The organism is Treponema primitia (assembly GCF_046533075.1).
GTDB classification, from domain to species: domain Bacteria; phylum Spirochaetota; class Spirochaetia; order Treponematales; family Breznakiellaceae; genus Termitinema; species Termitinema primitia_B.
In genome coordinates this window covers 21,150-37,645 of sequence record NZ_JAJQRB010000002.1, presented here as the reverse complement: position 1 = coordinate 37,645, position 16,496 = coordinate 21,150, and the positions used below count along the sequence as shown (strand labels likewise).

At 45.2% G+C, this 16,496-nt stretch carries 15 protein-coding genes; all 15 read left to right on the top strand.

From position 1 onward, the window contains the following. Nucleotides 1-95 precede the first annotated feature (95 nt). The gene (locus LQZ19_RS00480) at nucleotides 96-1,580 is read left to right on the top strand and encodes a radical SAM protein (RefSeq protein ID WP_411045664.1); all 1,485 of its coding nucleotides are present in this window, start codon (nucleotides 96-98) and stop codon (nucleotides 1,578-1,580) included. Further along, entirely contained in the window at nucleotides 1,573-2,073 is a 501-nt protein-coding gene (locus LQZ19_RS00475; protein WP_411045663.1) for a hypothetical protein, read from the top strand. Before LQZ19_RS00480 ends, LQZ19_RS00475 begins: the two co-directional genes overlap by 8 nt. After that, a complete protein-coding gene (locus LQZ19_RS00470) occupies nucleotides 2,070-2,312 on the top strand; it encodes a hypothetical protein (protein WP_411045662.1) in 243 nt (80 codons plus the stop codon). Before LQZ19_RS00475 ends, LQZ19_RS00470 begins: the two co-directional genes overlap by 4 nt. 24 nt (nucleotides 2,313-2,336) lie before the next feature. Next, on the top strand, nucleotides 2,337-3,164 hold the full coding sequence (locus LQZ19_RS00465) for a hypothetical protein (protein ID WP_411045661.1): 828 nt from the start codon (nucleotides 2,337-2,339) through the stop codon (nucleotides 3,162-3,164). 63 nt (nucleotides 3,165-3,227) lie between these two features. Beyond that, the gene (locus LQZ19_RS00460; protein WP_411045660.1) at nucleotides 3,228-4,811 is read left to right on the top strand and encodes an AAA family ATPase; all 1,584 of its coding nucleotides are present in this window, start codon (nucleotides 3,228-3,230) and stop codon (nucleotides 4,809-4,811) included. A gap of 14 nt (nucleotides 4,812-4,825) precedes the next feature. After that, entirely contained in the window at nucleotides 4,826-5,029 is a 204-nt protein-coding gene (locus LQZ19_RS00455) for a DUF2997 domain-containing protein (RefSeq protein ID WP_411045659.1), read from the top strand. After that, a complete protein-coding gene (locus tag LQZ19_RS00450) occupies nucleotides 5,026-5,436 on the top strand; it encodes a hypothetical protein (RefSeq protein ID WP_411045658.1) in 411 nt (136 codons plus the stop codon). The genes LQZ19_RS00455 and LQZ19_RS00450 overlap by 4 nt, the downstream gene beginning before the upstream one ends. Beyond that, nucleotides 5,436-6,017 carry a 4Fe-4S single cluster domain-containing protein gene (locus tag LQZ19_RS00445; protein ID WP_411045657.1) on the top strand — a complete coding sequence of 194 codons (582 nt, stop codon included), beginning with the start codon at nucleotides 5,436-5,438 and terminating at the stop codon, nucleotides 6,015-6,017. Before LQZ19_RS00450 ends, LQZ19_RS00445 begins: the two co-directional genes overlap by 1 nt. 3 nt (nucleotides 6,018-6,020) lie before the next feature. After that, a complete protein-coding gene (locus LQZ19_RS00440; RefSeq protein WP_411045656.1) occupies nucleotides 6,021-7,949 on the top strand; it encodes a tetratricopeptide repeat protein in 1,929 nt (642 codons plus the stop codon). Then, the gene (locus tag LQZ19_RS00435) at nucleotides 7,939-9,888 is read left to right on the top strand and encodes a tetratricopeptide repeat protein (protein ID WP_411045655.1); all 1,950 of its coding nucleotides are present in this window, start codon (nucleotides 7,939-7,941) and stop codon (nucleotides 9,886-9,888) included. The genes LQZ19_RS00440 and LQZ19_RS00435 overlap by 11 nt, the downstream gene beginning before the upstream one ends. Further along, the gene (locus LQZ19_RS00430; RefSeq protein WP_411045654.1) at nucleotides 9,878-10,165 is read left to right on the top strand and encodes a hypothetical protein; all 288 of its coding nucleotides are present in this window, start codon (nucleotides 9,878-9,880) and stop codon (nucleotides 10,163-10,165) included. Before LQZ19_RS00435 ends, LQZ19_RS00430 begins: the two co-directional genes overlap by 11 nt. A gap of 7 nt (nucleotides 10,166-10,172) precedes the next feature. After that, nucleotides 10,173-10,823: a tyrosine-protein phosphatase gene (locus tag LQZ19_RS00425; protein WP_411045653.1), complete on the top strand. Its 651-nt coding sequence runs from the start codon at nucleotides 10,173-10,175 to the stop codon at nucleotides 10,821-10,823. Nucleotides 10,824-10,890: 67 nt separating this feature from the next. Further along, nucleotides 10,891-12,516, top strand: a complete 1,626-nt coding sequence (locus LQZ19_RS00420; RefSeq protein WP_411045652.1) for a DUF4116 domain-containing protein — start codon at nucleotides 10,891-10,893, stop codon at nucleotides 12,514-12,516. Between the two features lie 41 nt (nucleotides 12,517-12,557). Next, nucleotides 12,558-13,142, top strand: coding sequence for a hypothetical protein (locus tag LQZ19_RS00415; RefSeq protein ID WP_411045651.1), 585 nt, complete (start codon nucleotides 12,558-12,560; stop codon nucleotides 13,140-13,142). 65 nt (nucleotides 13,143-13,207) lie between these two features. Continuing rightward, the gene (locus LQZ19_RS00410) at nucleotides 13,208-16,489 is read left to right on the top strand and encodes a DUF4116 domain-containing protein (protein WP_411045650.1); all 3,282 of its coding nucleotides are present in this window, start codon (nucleotides 13,208-13,210) and stop codon (nucleotides 16,487-16,489) included. Nucleotides 16,490-16,496 lie beyond the last annotated feature (7 nt).

Below are 16,496 nucleotides of genomic sequence, written 5' to 3'. Positions count from 1 at the left end.
CCCGATAAGGGGTTGCTCCGCGCTCCTACGGCCTTGGCTGCGGGAGCGCTTTTCAGACAAAAATTGCGTGTGCAAAGAAACAGGAGAATGATACCATGCTCTATCGGCAAAAATTTGACACCTTTATTCGCGTTTATAAAGGAAAGGGTGTCCCCGATGTAGGATATATCTCCAGTAAAAGCGACTTCGGCGACCGGGTTGTTGATGCTGTAGGGGCAGTGTTCCTCAAGGCCCTGTCCCGAACAGGGCAAACGCTCGAAGTATTGACCGCAAAAATAGCGGCTTCATTTGCCGGAGTTGACGCCGCTGTTTTACAAAAAGATGTTTTTGACTTTTACGCCATGCTTGAATCGGACGGATTTATCGTAAGCGGGGAAACAGTAGCAGAACTGGACCGTAAGGATACCCGCTTCTCTTATTCGGCCATCGATCCGAAAACCATAAAAGAAGACTTTACCCCCGTCATCCTGCGGGCGGAAAAAACTACCCAGGAATTTCTTGATGAACACTTTAAAGGCAAGCCCCATTTAACATCCCTTCAGGTAGAACTGACCAGCCGCTGCAATGAACGGTGTATCCATTGCTATATCCCCCACGAAAACAAAATCAGCGATATTGATCCCGGCTTATTCCGCGAAACCCTTGACCAGTGCCGGGATATGGGACTGCTGAACCTCACCCTTTCGGGGGGCGAACCCATGCTCCACCCCCGTTTTCCCGATTTCCTGCAAACCGCAAAGGAGTATGACTTTTCAATCAATATCCTGAGCAACCTCACTCTCCTCAACGGGGAAACCATCGCTGAAATGAAGGCAAACCGGCTTTCCAGCGTACAGGTATCACTCTACAGCATGAACGCCGATATTCACGATTCCATCACCAAGATGCCGGGTTCCTTTGAAAAAACCAAAACAGCTATCCTGCAGCTTATCGAAAACGATATACCCCTGCAGATAAGCTGCCCCACGATGAAGCAGAACAAGGACAGTTATGTTGACGTGCTGAACTGGGCACATGAACACAAGGTACGGGCAATAACCGACTATATTATGATGGCCCGCTATGACCATACCACAGGCAATCTTGATAACCGCCTCTCCCTTGAAGAAGTAGAAGCGGTGATCAATGACATTATCGGCCATGATATTGACTACCAGGTGGAAATGGCAAACGCCGGCATTGAACAGGCGGATAAACGTGATATGGGTGATGATATAGCCTGCGGAGTCTGCATTAACTCATTATGTATGGTTGCCAACGGAAACCTCTACCCCTGCGCTGGCTGGCAGGACTATGTTGTGGGGAACATCAAAGAACAGACCCTGCAGGAGATATGGGACAACTCACCGAAGGTACAATACCTGCGGGGCCTGCGGAAGAAAGATTTTCCTAAATGTCTCTCCTGCGCCGACAGATCCTTTTGTGCCATGTGTATGGTCCGCAACGCCAACGAAAACCGGGACCTTTCCCGTGTGGGTACCATCGGGGACCCCCTCAAAATAAACGAACATTTCTGTAAGGTGGCGGCCCTTAACCGAAAAATCGTCCTTGATTGGAAGGAGAAACTCCATCATGGTTGATTCGCACGTTCATATAGGACAGTTTGAAAACATATCCTATCCCGCAGAGGCCGTATTTACGGCTGTAGCCCATGAAGAGGACATTGAATCAATATTGTTTTCTTCCACAACAAGCTGCCGGGAAGACATTCGATATACTGAAATAGAACAGGAACTTAAGGATGCCCTTGCGGCGGCAGAGACTTGCGCCATAAGGGCGGAACCGCTTTTATGGTTTGTCCCGGATTATATCCGTCAAGGGGTAAGTGTTGAGTCTGCCATGGGTAGCTTTCCATATACGGGAATTAAACTACACCCAAGGGCGCATTGCTGGGATTTAACCGATGAAAAAATCATCGCGCTTGTACATGAACTCTTTGCATATGTTGATACACATACATTATCTGTTTTAAAACATACCGGAGATGACAAGGTTGAATCGCCTCATAAATTCAGCAATTTTTTGGCACATATCCCAATGTTCGATTTGTTCTTGCACATGGCCGGCCTGTGAATAAGACAATGTCACTGCTGCGCCGTTTTGCCAATGTGTATTGCGATACCGCCTTTATGCCGGAAATGGCTGTGATGAAAATTGTTGTAGATGGACTTGGCAAAAAGATATTGACGGGGTCTGATTTTCCGATAACCGCCTATAGGAGTGAGGCTCCTTTGGAAATTGAAAAGCAATACGTAAAGGATGCTCTGCAATTGAGAATCCATGAAAAAGTAATAAAGGACGGTATACAATGAACGAGAAATGGTTTGGGGGCTTCTATGGATAAAATCGTACCCCACCGAGGCAAGTGGGAGGATATTCTCCTTGATCCGAATAAACTAAAGGAATATAAATTTGAATATGAGCAAACCAGACCTCATTATCAATCTTCTGCAGCAGTTAATTTTTCTTTAGCCGGTTTTGCGCTTTTGTTATCGCCACTGCTGTTTGGAGGTATTGAATATATAGCTTTCCCGATTGTATTCATATGCTTAGCAATCGGCGCCGCTTTAGTTACTATCAAGCTATTAAAATGGCCCAACGTATACGTAGTATTGTTACGGCATATTAAAACACTAACACATATGCCACTTGGATATTGGCACTCGCGATACGCATCTCATCATTTCAGGTTATACAATATTTGGGGTCTTTGCAAGTGGGCATTATCACAAGAACCTTCGCAGGAATTAAAATACATTGACAATTACCCATGTATACTTGGGGTTGATACGCTTTGGGCGTTAATACATAATTTGGATCTAAAGCACAACGACTTTGAACGGCAATTCGATATCAACCCATATCTTCAGAAAGGATCATTAGTAATCAATTCCGATGGTACCCAGAACTATACCCAATCGGGGTTGTATACAATATACGAATATGGCTATTGTGGATACTATCGCTATATATTTTTCAAAAAAATCATTTTATCAAATCCGATTATATTGAAATATCTTAAACGAGTTCGAAATTCATGTTGGCGAGGAAATACATGGATTCGTATAACTAATTTCGGACGAGCATATCTAAGTGATGAATCGAAATATGTCCGCGCTCGAAGAATTGGCCGCGAATATGAGCAAACCTTAGTTAAGTCTTAGCATATGGGAAACGTAACACCGGATCGGGTGAGTGTATCGATACGGAAATAGCTTGGGGGCAAGATGGGAAAAATAGAAAACGAACTACTCTATTTAATCAAGGCTGATCTGCGGGTTATCCAAATAATCAGCTATGAATCCCTGCGGATACAGGCCATGCTGGTCTTTGCAGCAAAGGCATTGCAGCGGTCTCTGTTTATCTGGAACCGGATAGAGGGAATAAAAAAATGGGATGTTTCCCGGATGGCCTTTGTGGAAGAGGATGCTGAGGCCCGGAACCCTGACAGGGCATTTTCTTTTTTCAGCGATACTGACAGCCTGATACTGCTCCTTGAGGATTTTCATCCGAACCTGACGGAACATGAACCGGAAAATATCAAAAGAATCCGTAATGCAGCTTTTAACAGCAGTCCCGGCAAAACTCTGGTGTTGTCCCAGCCTTTCCGTTTTTTGCCCCGGGAGCTGGAAAAGGAAGTTCACATCCTGGATATACCCTATCCGGGTTTTGCGGAAATTAAGGCCATCTATGATGAGGTGTGCCGGAAGTATCACATTGACTCCAAAAATTCACCGGCCAAAGATTTGCACGACATCATCAATGCCGCCCTGGGGCTCACCGTCATGGAGGCGGACAAGGCGTTTTCCCTTGCCTTTATCGAAAACGGGAACCTTACCAGGGATGAAATTCCCCTGGTAATCAGGGAAAAGGAAAATGTCATCAAAAAAAGCGGGTACCTGGAATATTATCACCCGAAAGAAAACATGGAAGATATAGGCGGGCTTGACAACCTTAAAGACTGGCTTGCCAAACGGGGCCGGGCTTTTGACCAGGGCGCCGCTGAATTCGGGCTGACCTATCCCCGGGGAATTTTACTGTTGGGTATTCCGGGAACCGGGAAGAGCCTTACCGCCAAGGCCATTGGCAATCTCTGGCAGTTTCCCCTGCTCCGCCTTGATATGGGAAAAATATTCGGGGGCTTTGTGGGTGAATCTGAAAAAAATATCCGGGAATCACTCAATATCGCCGAAGCCATTGCCCCATCAATTTTGTGGATCGATGAGATTGAAAAAGGCCTGTCCGGCATTTCGGGTTCCGGCGGAACCGATGGGGGAACCAGCTCCCGGGTATTGGGGACATTTTTAACCTGGATGCAGGAAAAATCAAAACCCGTGTTTGTGGTGGCTACCGCAAATAATATAGCCCAGCTTCCCCCGGAACTGCTCCGTAAGGGCCGGGTAGACGAAATCTTTTTTACCGACCTGCCCACCGCAGGGGAGCGGGAACATATTATGGCCATTCACTTGAGGAAGAAAAACAGAAATCCTGCGCAGTTCGATATTAAGCTGCTGGCCCAAAAGAGTAGGGGCTTTTCCGGTGCGGAGCTTGAAGAAGTGGTAAAGGAAGCCCTGTTCCAGGCTTATGATGATAAAGGCCGGGATGTGGAAACCGGCGACATCCTTGGGGCCATAGAAAAAACCTATCCCCTGTCCCAGACCATGCGCGAGGCCATTGCCCAGATGCGTCTGTGGGCAAAAAGCCGGGCTGTAGCCGCTTCTTCCGAAGAGCCGGAAAAGGTGGATACTGAAAAAGGCAAAGAGATTCCCCAATTGAAACAGGAAACCTACAACAATCCCTTTATTGTGTAACAGGAGGAACTGTAATGGAACAACGTATTGACATTACCATTGACGGAAGCGGAAAAATACACGCCGCCACCGAGGGTATTAAGGGCGAGATGTGCCTTGACGAGCTTACAGAACTGCTGGGGGAAATGGACGGCCTGGAATCCTTAACCCGGACCGATGAGTATTACCAAAAGAGCGAAGTGGGTGAAAAAAGCCGGGTCCGGGGGAGGCAGGGATGAGTTCCGTTATTACTATCAGAACCCCTTTTATCAACAGGGATATTTTGCTGCAGGCCCTTGACCGTATGGGATGCGCCTATACGACGATACATGCCTATGAAATAGCCCTGGAAAAGAGCAGTATACCGGGGCATCAGATGTTTTACTGGAAGGACGGAAAATATTCTTTCCAGCATGAAACGGATTCTGATCGGGAACATAAGGGGGTGCATGTTTTTCTTGGAGCCCTCGAAAAGGAATACAACGATATCTGCAGTACCAGTAAGGAAGCGGAAAAAGAACGGCAGGAATATATCCAAAAGCAAAAGGAAACCATCATCCTCCGGGCAAAGGAAAGGGGCTACTCGGTTCGGGAAGAGCGGGTAAAAGAAAAAATTAAACTCGTTTTGGTAAGGAACAGCTACTGATGAACATTGCCCACATTGAGGAATGCAGTTACATCTACGGGCCGGGGCGCCGATTTGTTATCTGGACCCAGGGCTGTTCACTCCGCTGTAAGGGCTGCTGGAATACATCCATGTGGAGTTTCCGCCCCAAGGTGATACTATCCGTCGAAGCGCTCTATGAAAAAATAGATGTCGCTGCTGCTGCGCCTGATGGGATCGAAGGTATTACTCTTTTAGGCGGCGAGCCCCTGGACCAATACGAAGAAACCACAGAACTGTTACGGCTCTGCAAACAGGCGGGAATAAGCGTCATACTCTTTACGGGGTATGAAATGGCGGAAATTGCCGAAAAGAAAGCACTTTTTGATTTGACGGATATACTGATAAGCGGACGGTACGAGCAGGAACGCAGAACCCTTAATCATCAATGGATAGGCTCAACCAATCAGGAAATTCATTTTCTATCCGAACGGTATAAGGATTATAAGAAGCGGGATGTCAATTATATGGAAATTGCTATTGAGGAATCAGGGAGCGTCACGATTCTGGGGTTCCCTCCGGAAGAGTTCTTACATGCGGTTAATTTGAAGGGCCGGAGGTAGAAAATGGAGAAATCTCCAATGGAGGAAACCTCATCCCTTGCGATTTTTCTGGAATCCCAGGCAAAGGCCCGGGACCAGCAGTCACAGAAGGAGTACCGGGAGCCTGTTTCTTTAAAAATGGTACCCATCATTCCCTGGTTCGAGGATCGTGAGTTTGCGATCATAGGAAAGACCGTAAGGCTATCCGCCTATGAGATCGCAAATTACGAGACCACCCGGGGACTGTGGAACAGGGTTTTAAGCTGGGCAAAGAACAATGGGTACCTGTTTGTCCATGCAGAAGAACTGCCGGGGGATGAGTTCAAGCCTGCTGCCAATATTTTCTGGCGAGACATACTGGTTTGGTGTAATGCCTACAGCGAAATGGAGGATCTTGATCCGGTGTATATTCTTATCGAACAACACAGCAATCCAACGGATTATGCTGTTTTACGAGATGCCCGCATGGATTATGAGTATGCACAGATTGATCAAGCTTTTGGGCAGCCCTATCCCGGATACCGGCTGCCTAATATATATGAGTGGCAGTATGCCGCCTTGGGGGCGGCGCCATTGGCAGACGGTATCTATGCGGGGGGCAATAATATTGATGTTTTTGCCTGGCATAAGGGCAATGCCATGGCGGTGGGAAAAAATCACCGGGATTACGGCGTACATCCGGTGGGAATGTTGAAGCCGAACAGAGCCGGGCTTTATGATATGAGCGGTAATGCTGCGGAACTCTGCGCTTATGACAAAAAACTAATGGCATGCGGCGGTTCCTGGCTCGACGATGCCGAATATTGTTTAATCCGTTCCGTTGCGGAGTTTGATGAAAATAAAGATCCGCAGGCTCTTGGTTTTCGCCTGGCCCGATGTTTTGATGGGGATGCAGGTATTGAGCTTGCTATTACGATAATGGAGCAAAATCCGGAAGGTATGCTGGCATTGGTTAAACAGGACAGTGAATGGTTTAAAGATGTGAATGAAAAAATGCTTACCCAGGATCAGTACCAAAAAATATGCAAAGCCACTCTTGAAAGGCTCAGTGCCGATGGCACCGAAGCTTATGAGACCGATGATTTTCAGGAGGCTATTAAGGCTTTTACGGCGGCAATAGACAAAATCCCTGGAGGTTTCCATGATGCCAATCTTTTCTATAACCGGGGTAACGCATATCTTAAGCTTCACCAATACGATGAAGCGGTAAATGATTTCCTTGAAGCCCTGCGTATTGCCCCTAATAAGGCAGACTCTTATTATTTTCTTGGCATGGTATATTATGAAATGGAAGACTATACCCAGGCCGACACCTATCTTGATAAGGCTTTAGAGCTTGATCCTAAATATGAAATTGGGATGACAGTGATCAACGAGGGCAGCGGATGGTTTCAATATGTGCATGAAAAAATGCTTAGCCAGGAAAAGTATCAAAAAATCTGCGAGGCTGCTATAGAGGAGCTCAAATACAAGGGCAATAAAGCCTTGAAAGAAAATGATTTTTTAGGCGCGATTGCAGCCTATACGACGGCAATACAAAAAGTCCCCGGCGCTTCCAATGATTGGCGTTTTTTTAATAACCGGGGTAGTGCATACCGCTGCCTTGAAGATTATGAAAGCGCGGTACATGATTACCATGAAGCCCAGCGGCTTAAACCTGAATCGGCAGCTTACTATAATCTTGGCCTTGTGTATTTGGATACTAAGGAGTATACGAAGGCACGGGAAAATTTTCTACAGGCTTTAAAGCTTGATCCTGAATATAAAAAAGCTGCGGATACTTATTATGCTCTTGGCCAGGTGTATTATGAGCTGGGGGACTATATCCAAGCCGACATCTATCTTGATAAGGCTTTAGCGCTAAATATTGAAGATAGCTTTGCCAATCGTGCCAGGGACTTGAAAGATGCCATTGCTCAAGAGAATAGTCCGGAGGAAAAGGATGAATCCTAAAAAGAAACAATGGAACTGGGGTGATTTGTTTTGGGATGGCGGAGGGGAATACGGTGAGGAGATAAAACAATTTGTGGAAAAAAATGAAATCACCCAATTTTCTATTGAGGGGAATGAATTTCATGGGAGAATAGGGCATGCCGTATCTTTCCGGGTCAGGATGGTATTTAAAAAAATCCCTTCCGGCAAAAGAAAAGCCTTTTTTACCTTTATTGAAAATCATCCCCAGATTGGTCCCTGGCTTTATTTGGGGATAGCGCCCTATGCACTCCTTGCCTGCATACAGCGTGCTCCGGCAGGATCGCCCCTTGCGGATATTCGTCAACATACAAGATATAGATGTTCCTGTCAATATGATAAGGGCCAGTGTACCCATAAAGCAGCGTTTCTCTATCTTATTTCAAGGAAAATTGAACAGGATCCCTATTTCCACTTTCGTCTTTATGGGCTTGATTTACGGAAACGTTACAATACGGGGTTTTCAAAAAAAGCGCCCTTCAGGGATATTTTTTTTAATGACCCTGTATACGGTCTTGATATGCCTGAAAACCCCATAAAACTTTCCATCCTTGGTAAATGGATACAATCTCTTTCGTTTGATAAATCGATTTGGAAGTATCGTTTATACATCTATGTTGATTATCTAGAAGAAACCTTTCGTTTTCGGCTGGAAATAAGCGGCCCAGTGACTTTTTCATTGTATAAGGGCTTATCAGATGTATGGCAAAAAAAATACAACCCGGATATTTTTGCGCCTCCGGTTGCTTTGCTTTATTACAACCCTACTCTGTTTAAAAATCTTGCCCTGCGGGAAACGGTTGAAATTAAGGATTCGTATTATCAGAAACTTTCTGCCAAGGATTTTAATAGTCGTGAAGCAGTGAAAAATTTTCTCAATGAAGCGCCTGCTGTCCTTGAACTTTTAAGCATTGAGCTTGTTACTATGGTAATGGAACAAAATCCGAAAAATATTCTGGCGTTGGTCGAACAGGACAGTGTATGGTTTCAATATGTAAATGAAAAAATACTTACCCAGGAGCAGTACCAAAAAATTTGCGAATCCGCTATTAAAAGGCTCAGTGCCGATGGCGTTGAAGCTCATAATGCACATAATTTTCAGGAGGCTATTAAGGTTTTTACGGCGGCAATAGACAAAATCCCCGGAGCTTCTCATGATGCCAATCTTTTTCATAACCGGGGCTTCATATACCAGAGGCTTCACAAATACGATGAAGCGATAAACGATTACCTTGAATCCCTGCGCATTGCCCCTAATGCACTACGATATTATTATGATCTTCACGAGCTGTATGATGAGATGGATGACTATACCCAAGCTGATATTTATTTTGATAAAGCTTTAAAGCTTGATCTTGATCTTGAGTCTGAAGATGAATTGGACGGGGATATAAAGGCTGCCTTGCTAATGGAGCAAAATCCGGAAAGTATGTTAGTACTGGTCAAACAGGATAGTAGATGGTTTCAATATGTGAATGAAAAAATGCTTACCCAGGAGCAGTTCCAAAAAATTTGCGAAGCCGCTCTTAACAGACTCTTTGCCGAGGGCAATGAAGCTTATGCGGCAAAGTATTTTAAGAAGGCTCTTAAGGCTTATACAATGGCAATAGACAAAATTCCCGGAGGCTCTCTGGTAGCCGATCTTTTTAATAAACGGAGCTGCACATACAGGAATCTTCATAAATACGATGAAGCGATAAACGATGTACTTGAAGCACTGCGCATTGCCCCTTATAAGGCACCCTATTATTATAATCTTGGCTATTCGTATTATAAGATGAAGGACCATACTCAAGCCGATATCTATTTTGATAAGGCTTTAAAATTGCTTAATCCTAAAGATAAATTGGCCGGGGATATCTGGTATATGAAGGCTGTCATTGCTCAAAAAAATAACCCGGGAGGCAAAAATGAAACCTGAAAAGACGCCCTGGAGCGCGGAACTTACAAAACGGACACGGCTGGAATTGGAGGAAATGCTCACCTGCACGTACCCGGATACGGGCAAAAAACAGTGGGCATTGGGGAGCATGGTTGTGGATGCCGCGCAGTTCAAGAACGCCGACGGCACTCGTTTTGGTATGATGACAGTGGAAAATGCTGCGGCGGATAAATGGATTATACAACTGGACAGCGGCGGCGAAGAATCTTACGAAACGGTTGACGCGCTTCTTGAGGCCGGCTGGGCTTTGGATTAATATGAAAATGAAATCGTCAAATTTCAGGGAAATATATTCAGGCCGTATAGGCCACGGAAAATTGTATCGCAGCAATCATCCTGTTTGTGATGGTATGCAGGTTAAAGAAATAGCCTTTGCTGTAGGGAAGGCGGGAATAAATTCGGTTATAAACCTCGTTGATAGTGAAACATCACTAAAATCAAAGATTGTGAACTGCCCCTGGTACAAAAAATTATATGAAGCTGGCAATGTTATTGCATTGCATATGAATATGAAGTTTATGGACAATTTGTTTGGTAGAAAATTGAAAAAGGGGATATTGTATATGGTTGAAAAAAATCCTCCCTATCTTTTTCATTGTGAAGCAGGAATAGACAGAACAGGGTTTGTTTCAATGGTGTTGGAGATGTTGCTGGGCGCTCATTTTAATGAAATTGTAAATGATTATATGCTGTCCTTTGTTGCTAATTCTGAATATTCAGAAAATGATTTCAAGCAAGGCTCTGTTTATATTAAAAACATGATGTCCATGATAAAGGGAGAAGCAATAAAACCGGACGAAGATTTTTCGTTAATTATACATGATTATTTAACAAATAAGATTGGGTTAAATCGCGAAGATATAATAAAATTGAAAGACGTTTTAATTGGCAATAGGGAAGTCCTTAAATCATAATTTACGCAATGCCTTTAGATAAGTATGACATTAGATGTCACTTGTTATTCTGTATAAAGGAGACTATATGAAGGACTATTTTGAATTTGAAGATGCTTCGTATTGGGCGGTGCGTACCAGCGGGGAAACATTTTGCGCTCTATCAGGTAGTATTTATGATTATTTCTATCCTCGGGTGATGGAAAACGAGGGTTACAAGCACTGGGGCGGGTACAGTGATATAGAGACAGGTATCTTTGGTAGTGAGGCCGAAGCGGAGGAAGCCGCGTGTTGCTTGGCGGATGGAAAGCGGATAACGGCGAAACCCCAAACTGAGGCTTTTTGGGTCAGGGCGCTTGAGCGTAACCCTGCTCTGATTTTTTTCGTACCCCATGCGCTTAAAATAAGGGAGTTATGCCTTTCGGCGGTTCGTGCAGGCGGCAATGCTCTTGAATTTGTGGACCAGACGCTCAAAACGGCGGAACTTTGTACTACTGCGGTAAGGAGTAACCCCTACGCGCTTCAATTTGTACCCGAGGGGTTAAAAACCCCGGAGCTGTGCCGGATTGCGGTCAATAAATACGGCGCTCTGCTGGAATATGTACCCATGGAACTGCGGACAACAGAACTCTGCAAAGATGCGGTAAAAAAAGACGGGCGTGCGTTGCGGTTTGTACCGGATGCGTACAAAACTCAGGAACTCTATACCGAAGCGGTCATCGAAAACGGCCATATGCTTAAGTACGTGCCGGAAATGCTTAAAACATTGGGAATATGTTTTGCCGCCGTATCATTTCTGTCTGAAATCGAGCTTATTGATGAAAGTGGCGGGATACGGTCCTCGCTTTATTATGTTCCGGAAAAATTTAAAACTCCGGAATTATGTCTGGCCGCCGTTGCCAATGACTATGAGGCGTTGGAATTTGTACCCCCTGAACTTGTTACCCCAGAGTTCTGTCTTACAGCGGTGGAACACTGGGGCTCTGCGCTTAAATTCGTACCGGAAAAACTCAGAACCCGGGAACTCTGCCATGCAGCGGTAAAAAACCATGGCGAATCCCTTGAATTTGTGCCCGAGGATTTAAAATCAGAAAAACTGTGCGCTATTGCGGTACAGCACGGAATGGCGCTTCAATTTGTGCCGGAAAAATTTAAAACCCCGGATCTGTGCCTTAATGCGATAAAAATCCAGGGCAAGGCGGGCAGGACCCTGCACTATGTGCCGGAAACATTAAAAAATGGGGCGTTTTATCTTGAAGCGGTTCAGAAAAACGGTGAAGCCCTTTGCTCAATACCTGAGGCGGATAAAACCCCTGAACTCTGCCGCCTAGCGGTAGCAATGAAAGGGGAAGTGCTGCCATATGTACCAGAACCGTTTAAAACATCGGAACTTTGCGCCCTGGCGGTACAAATGGCGCCTGATGCACTGGTCTATGTCCCCGAACATCTCAAAACAGCGGAAATGTGCCTCATGGCGGTAATAAAAAATGGTTATCGAATCGAATATGTACCGGAAACGTTTATCACAGAGGAACTATGCCTCGCGGCGGTTCAAAATTGTGGACATGCTCTGGGAGTCGTACCCGAGGCGTTCAAAACAGAGGCTGTCTGTCTTGCTGCGGTAGAAAATTACTGCAATCTGGATGACATCCCCGACAGGTTAAAAACTCATGAGTTCTGCTCCCTCGTATTAAAATTGCGGTGTAAGCAATGATAAAATACAGTTTGAAGGCGGCGGCGAGGAGTTCTTACGAAATGGTTGAAATAGAACAAGCTATTTTGGCAGGATTGGATACTCTCAATACATTGTTGCAGCAATATACTACATTGCAACGGCAATTACCGGAATCATTCAGCTTCGCAGTATTGCACCACAATCGAAAATTATTACTGCATATCAGGAAAGAATTTAAGGCTGTTGATTATAATATAAATTGGCTAATGGATATGTGTGTAGAAAATTATCTCAGGCAGATTTTGCGTGAAGATAGATTACAGGATAGCAATAAAGCTGTTGTATCAATGGCGTCAAAATTGGCAACCATGGGACGGATATATGCAACCCTATCAGGATATAACTCTCAGCTTGATCTGGAATGGGACTTGCTGATGTATTGCATTCACGGCCAGGATTATTTTTCCTTTACATATAATAAACGTCAAGATAAGGAAGCTAATATAGCGGCAATGACCGTAGAACAACAGCGGCAATGGACGGAAAAAACTCATGCTTTTTCAATATTAGACGCGGTTAATGCCATCGGAGTACCGTCCGGGTTATTTAATTCGTCATACCCGGTTAAACCCAAGCGGCATATCAGGGAAGTATTAAAATCATAATTTACACAAAACTTTAGTTAAATATGACATTAGATGTCACTGTTATTCTGTATAAAGGAGACTATATGAAGGACTATTTTGAATTCGCGGATGGATCGTTTTGGGCGGTGCGTACCAGCGGGAAAACATTTTGCGCCCTGTCCGGTAGTATTTATGATAGTTTCAATCCTGGGGTGATGAGAAACGATATCTACAAACGCTACTACGGCTGGTACAAGGATATCGAAAACGGCGTCTTTGACAGTGAGGCCGAAGCGGAGGAAGCTGCGCGCAGCCTGGCGGATAGAAAGCGTCTGACGGCGAAACCCCAAACTGAGGCTTTTTGGGTCAGGGTGCTTGAGCGTAACCCCGCTCTGTTTTTTTTCGTACCCCATGGGCTTAAAACAGGGGAGCTATGCCTTGCGGCGGTTCATAGAGACGGGTCCGCCCTTAAATTTGTGGACGAGACGCTCAAAACGGCGGAGCTTTGTACCACTGCGGTAAGGAAGGACCCCGAAGCGCTTTACTACGTTCCCGAAGAATTTAAAACCCCGGAGCTGTGCCGGTTTGCGGTCAATAAATACGGCGCTCTGCTGGAATATGTGCCTGAGGAACTGCGGACAGCGGAACTCTGCAAAGCTGCGGTAAAAAAAGACGGACGTGCGTTGGAGTTTGTCCCGGATGCGTACAAAACCCAGGAACTCTGTACCGAAGCGGTCAACGGAGACGGCCATATGCTTAAGTATGTGCCGGAAACGTTTAAAACATTGGAGATGTGTTTTGCCGCTGTATCATTGATATCTGAATTAGAGCTTGTCGATGAAAGTGACGAGATACGGCCCGTACTTTACTACGTCCCCGAAAAATTTAAAACCCCGGAATTATGTCTGGCAGCTATTGCCAATCACCATGAGGCGCTGGGATATGTACCTCCCGAACTTGTTACCCTAAAGCTGTGTCTTATGGCGGTGGAACACTGGGGCTTCGCGCTTAAATTCGTGCCGGAAAAACTCAGAACCCGGGAACTCTGCCATGCAGCGGTAAAAAATGATGGCGAATCCCTTAGATTTGTGCCCGGAGATTTAAAATCAGAAAAGCTGTGCACCCTTGCAGTAAACTACGGAATGGCGCTTCAGTTTGTGCCGGAAAAATTTAAAACCCCGGATCTGTGCCTTAATGCGATAAAAAGCCATGGCAGGGCCCTGGACTATGTGCCGGATACATTTAAAAATGAGGCGTTTTATCTTGAGGCGGTTCAGGAAAACGGTGAAGCTCTTGACTCAATACCGGAGGAGGATAAAACCCCTGAACTCTGCCGTCTTGCGGTGGCAATGAAAGGGGAAGCGCTGCAATACGTACCGGAGGCGCTTAAAACACCGGAACTCTGCACCCTGGCGGTACAAAAAGCATCTGATGTACTGTACCATGTCCCCGAACAGCTCAAAACAGCGGGAATGTGCCTCACGGCGGTAATGAAAGACGGGAATCAAATTAAATATGTGCCTGAACCGCTTATCACAGAGGAACTATGCCTTGCGGCTGTTCAAAATCATGGCCATGCCCTGAAATATGTGCCCGAAGCGCTCAAAACAGAGACAATCTGTCTTGCGGCAGTGGAAAACTATTGCTATCTGGATGATATCCCCGACAGGTTAAAAACTCACGAGTTCTGCCTAAAGGCAGTCAAAAGAGGATCTTGGGGATCAACCCTGGATAAAGTTCCCGATGATTTTAAAACCTATGATTTCTGCATGGAAGCCGTCAGGGCAGACGGTAAGGCGCTTGAACATGTTCCGGAAGAACTCAAAACTTTTGAACTCTGTGTAACTGCATTACAGCATTTTAACAATACTGCGCTTTTTTATATACCCAATTCGTTTAAAACTCCTGAGTTCTGCTTATCGGCGGTAAGGATATCCGGCAATAATCTGGGTGGTGTACCGGAGAAGCTTAGAACAAAAGAACTGTGTGAGCTGGCGATAGAGAGAACCGGTTTTGCCTTGCAATTTGTTCCGTTTCGTTTGCGTACCCGCGAATTGTGTTTTATCGCTGTGGAGAATTGGCCCGACGCGATTGAGAAGGTACCGGAGCATCTAAAAACGAAAGAACTCTATTTTACGGCGGCAAATTACAAAGGGGTTTTTGTAGGGGATTGGTTTTATCACTTGCCGGATAATATACAAAGTGAGGGGCTTTTTCTTAAAATCCTGGAGAATTGCTCTGATGACAGGGTCTTGGAGTACATGAACAGTGAATTCAAAACCCCGGATTTTTACCGTAAGGCGGTTCAGGTACGCGGTATGGAGCTTAAACATGTCCCTGTGGAACTCAAAACCCGGGAACTCTGCCTGGATGCGGTTATCGCAAATGGCAGGGCCCTGAGCTTCGTACCGGAAGTGCTTAAAACGCAGGAACTCTGTTACCAGGCAGTTAAGAGTAATGGGGCAGCACTGCAATATGTACCGGAACCGATCAAAACCGAAGAATTGTGCCTGCTCGCCGTACAAACCGATGGTTCTGCGCTTAAATACATTAATGAGCGTTTTTTCAGCGCCGAATTATGCTTTGCCGCCGTTAAGGCAAACGGTAATGCGCTGCAATATGTACCCCAACACCTGCGGACGGCGGAACTCTGTTTAGCGGCGGTTAAAAATGAAAATAGCGCGTTTGAATATGTACCTGAACCGCTCAAAACATTCGAATTATGCGCCCTGGCTGTGGAAAAATGCGGCTACGCTTTAAACTATGTACCGGAGGCGCTTAAAACGCGAGAACTCTACAAAATTGCCGTGAGGAATGACGGAAAATCACTGCAATATATTCCCGATGAATACAAAACATTCGACCTCTGCCTTACGGCGGTAAAGCAAAACGGCCTTGCCCTTCCCTATGTGAATTACAAGGCCTCTCCCCAGAAGACGTACATGATGGACCGGTGCGCATACGAGTACAGGGCACTCTGTTGCGCTTCCCTTAATGTTCCCTCGTCTTACAGTGTAATAGTGTGTTGGATTGATAATCAAGAAGAAGCGTATTTCAGGAAAGCTAATAAAGCCGAAAATTACCAGGTCCCTATTATATTTGCAAAAAATTATGCGGAATTTAAGCGCCATATAACGGCTGATTCGATGCTAGTTATTTCAACAAGAAAAGGTAAATTTAAAAAAACAATCCAGCTTGTGCGGCAGTATCCTCAGTATCGATTTTGGGCGTTTGCCAGATTAGATGATGAATGCACAACTGTACCCGAACTTAAGTTTCTCTTGGAACCGAATGTGGATTCCCCAGATGGTACTTGCTCTCAGTATAGAGAAGAAGACTTGCTTATAATGTTTCGTACATGTCTTTATAGGTTTTATAAGCAGTAAAATATTT